The sequence below is a fragment of the Streptomyces sp. WAC06614 genome (assembly GCF_003949795.1).
Classification (GTDB): Bacteria; Actinomycetota; Actinomycetes; order Streptomycetales; family Streptomycetaceae; genus Streptomyces.
Map to the genome: position 1 here is coordinate 1 of NZ_RPRY01000538.1, position 2,868 is coordinate 2,868.

Annotated in this window: 3 protein-coding genes; all 3 read left to right on the forward strand. The window is 74.9% G+C overall.

Going from position 1 to position 2,868, the window contains the following annotated elements; all coding sequences use genetic code 11:
• Positions 1-1,212: lanthionine synthetase LanC family protein (locus EF918_RS34340; RefSeq protein WP_185922066.1), on the forward strand; the 1,212-nt coding region annotated here is incomplete at its 5' end.
• A 44-nt stretch (positions 1,213-1,256) separates the two neighbouring features.
• On the forward strand, positions 1,257-1,412 hold the full coding sequence (locus EF918_RS37490; protein ID WP_185922067.1) for a VenA family class IV lanthipeptide: 156 nt from the start codon (positions 1,257-1,259) through the stop codon (positions 1,410-1,412).
• A gap of 297 nt (positions 1,413-1,709) precedes the next feature.
• The gene (locus EF918_RS34345) at positions 1,710-2,819 is read left to right on the forward strand and encodes an ATP-binding cassette domain-containing protein (protein WP_125652790.1); all 1,110 of its coding nucleotides are present in this window, start codon (positions 1,710-1,712) and stop codon (positions 2,817-2,819) included.
• Positions 2,820-2,868 lie beyond the last annotated feature (49 nt).

A 2,868-nucleotide genomic window follows, 5' to 3' on the forward strand; every position in this document is an offset into this window, starting at 1 on the left:
CACGCGCGCCGCCCCGCCGCCCCGCGGCCTGACGCGACACCGCAGGCCGCGACACCGGAAGCCGTAGCGGCAGGGATCGTCGAGCACCTCGTCGACTCGATGACGCCGAAGGACGCGCAGCGGCTGTGGCCCGTGTCCACCCGGGCCGGGGAGACCGACCCCTGTACCGTGCAGCAGGGTGCCGCCGGCGTACTGGCCGTCCTGACCCGGTACTTCGAGCTCACCGGCGATCCCCGCCTGCCCGAGGTGATATCCACCGCGGGCCGCTGGATCGCCGACCGGACCGACACCCGCTCCACACGCCCCGGCCTGCACTTCGGCGGCAGGGGGACCGCATGGGCCCTGTACGACGCCGCCCGCGCCGTCGACGACCGCGGCCTCGCCGACCACGCGATGGCCCTGGCCCTGGCCCCGCAGGAGTCGACGCTCAGCCATGACATCACCCACGGCCACGCGGGCAGCGGACTGGCCGCCGCCCACCTGTGGCACCGCACCGGCGACCCCCGGCTGGCCGACCTCGTCGTCGCCGCCGCCGACCGGCTGGCCGCCGCCGCGCGGCCCGCACCCTCCGGCGTGAGCTGGCCCGTCCCGGCGGAAGCCGTCGCCACCGAGGCCGGCAAACGCTACCTCGGCTTCGCCCACGGAACGTCCGGCATCGGATACTTCCTGCTCGAAGCAGCCGCCGTCGCGGACCGCCGGGACTACCTGGACCTGGCCGTCGCAGCCGGTGAGGAGCTGGTGGCCGGCGCCGTGCGGATCGGCGGGGCGACCCAGTGGCCGGCGCAGGCCGGCGACGTGCCCACGGCGCCGTACTGGTGCCACGGCTCGGCGGGCATCGGATCCTTCCTCATCCGGCTGTGGCGGACCACCGGCGACGAACGCCACGCCGAACTCGCCCGCGGCGCCGCCCGGGCCGTCGTCGAACGCGCCTCCCGGGCGCCCCTCGCCCAGTGCCACGGGCTGGCGGGCAACGGCGACTTCCTCCTCGACATGGCGTCGGCCACCGGGGACCCCTCCTACCACGCGATGGCCGAGGACCTGGCCCGCCTCATCGCAGCCGAACGGGCCCACCGCGACGGCCACGTCGTCTTCCCCACCGAATACGGGGACGTCTCGACGAGCTGGAGCGACGGATCCGCGGGGATCCTCGCGTTCCTCCTGCGGACCCGGCACACGGACTCCCGGCACTGGACGATCCAGCAGCCGGGCTGAGCGGCAGGGAACCTGCCGCCCACCTCACAGAGAAGGAGAAAGTCATGGAGAACCGCGACCTCGAACTGCTGGCTCACCTGCACGCCCTTCCCGAGACCGACCCGATCGGCGTCGACGGCGTCCCGTTCGCCGACACCTGTGCGTGTGTCGGACTCCTGACCCTGCTCAACACCGTCTGTGTGGGCGTCAGCTGCGCCTGACCCGGCGGTAGGCCCCCTCAGGCTCCGCCGCTGCTCGGCGGCCCTACGACAGCGGTCAGGTCGACGGGACGCTGAGCAGCGGACCCCGGCGGGGAGCACCCCGTACTGCCCGCCAGGGCCGCGCGGGGACGGAACGACGGGGGCCGGACGACCTCCGGCCGGTGGCCTGCCCATGGCGGCGGCCACCGGCCGGAGCACCCAACCGCTCCACCGGGAGCCGGGCACGGCCCGTCCGTGCCCGGCTCACCCGTTGCCCGCCCGAGTCCGCAGACCACACCCCGCAGACGAGGACCCGACATGCAGCCACACGCCGGCGACAACGCTCCTGCCCGGGCCACCCTCCTGGCCGCCGCCCCCACCGACCCGGACGCCGCACGGCCGGAGCAGGGGGCGTACGCCATCAGCACGCGCGGTCTGGTCAAGAGCTACCCGGGCCCGGACGGCACCACCGTGGAGGCCGTGCGCGGCCTGGACCTGGACGTGCACCAGGGCGAGACCTTCGCCTTCCTCGGCCCCAACGGCGCGGGCAAGTCCACCACCATCTCCCTGCTGTGCGCCCTCGCCCGGCCCACCGCCGGACGTGCCACGGTGGCCGGCGCCGACGTGCTCGACCAGCCCGACCGGGTACGGCGACAGGTCGGGATGCTGTTCCAGCACAGCGCGCTGGACATGGACCTGACGGCCGAGCAGAACCTCCGCATCCACGCCCGGCTCTACGGCCTGAGCCGCCGCCACGCCCGCCGCCGCGCGGCCGAGACGCTCGAAGCGGTCGGGCTGGCCGACCGGAACCACTCCCCGGTACGCACCCTGTCCGGCGGTATGAGACGACGCCTCGAACTCGCCCGCGGCCTGCTGCACGAACCACGGATCCTCTTCCTCGACGAGCCCACCACCGGACTCGACCCCCACGCCCGCGCCCAGGTCTGGCAGCACCTGCGCGCGCTGCGCGACCGGCAGGGCATCACGCTCTTCGTCACCACCCACTACCTCGGCGAGGCCGAGAACTGCGACCGCCTCGCCATCATCGACGGCGGCCGCCTGGTGGCACAGGGCACCCCCGTCGCCCTGAAGGCCGCGATCGGGGACGACCGGGTGGTACTGCGCACCGGTGACGACCGAGCAGCGCGCGAGGTCGTGACCAAGGCCGCGCCGCCGGGCACCACCACGACGCTGGACGGCGAGGGCATCTCCCTGCGCCTGCCCGACGGCAGCTCCTGGATCCCACGCCTGTGCGGGGCCCTGATGGCCCACGACATCCCCGTGCACGCGGCCTCCGCCACCCCGCCGACGCTCGACGACGTCTTCTTCCACCACACCGGCCGCAGCATCCACGGCGCCCGGCCCCACCCAGGGGCCGGCGCGGCCGGCTCGCACACCACCACGACGACGAGCGGGGAGGGCCCGTGACCACATCCGCCGTGCGGCCGCCGGACGCTCCGCAGACCCCCTACGCCCC

What these genes read in the sequence shown, in the direction of transcription:
- EF918_RS37490 (WP_185922067.1), top strand. Translation starts at nt 1,257, where the DNA reads ATGGAGAACCGCGACCTCGAACTGCTGGCTCACCTGCACGCCCTTCCC.
- EF918_RS34345 (WP_125652790.1), top strand. Translation starts at nt 1,710, where the DNA reads ATGCAGCCACACGCCGGCGACAACGCTCCTGCCCGGGCCACCCTCCTG.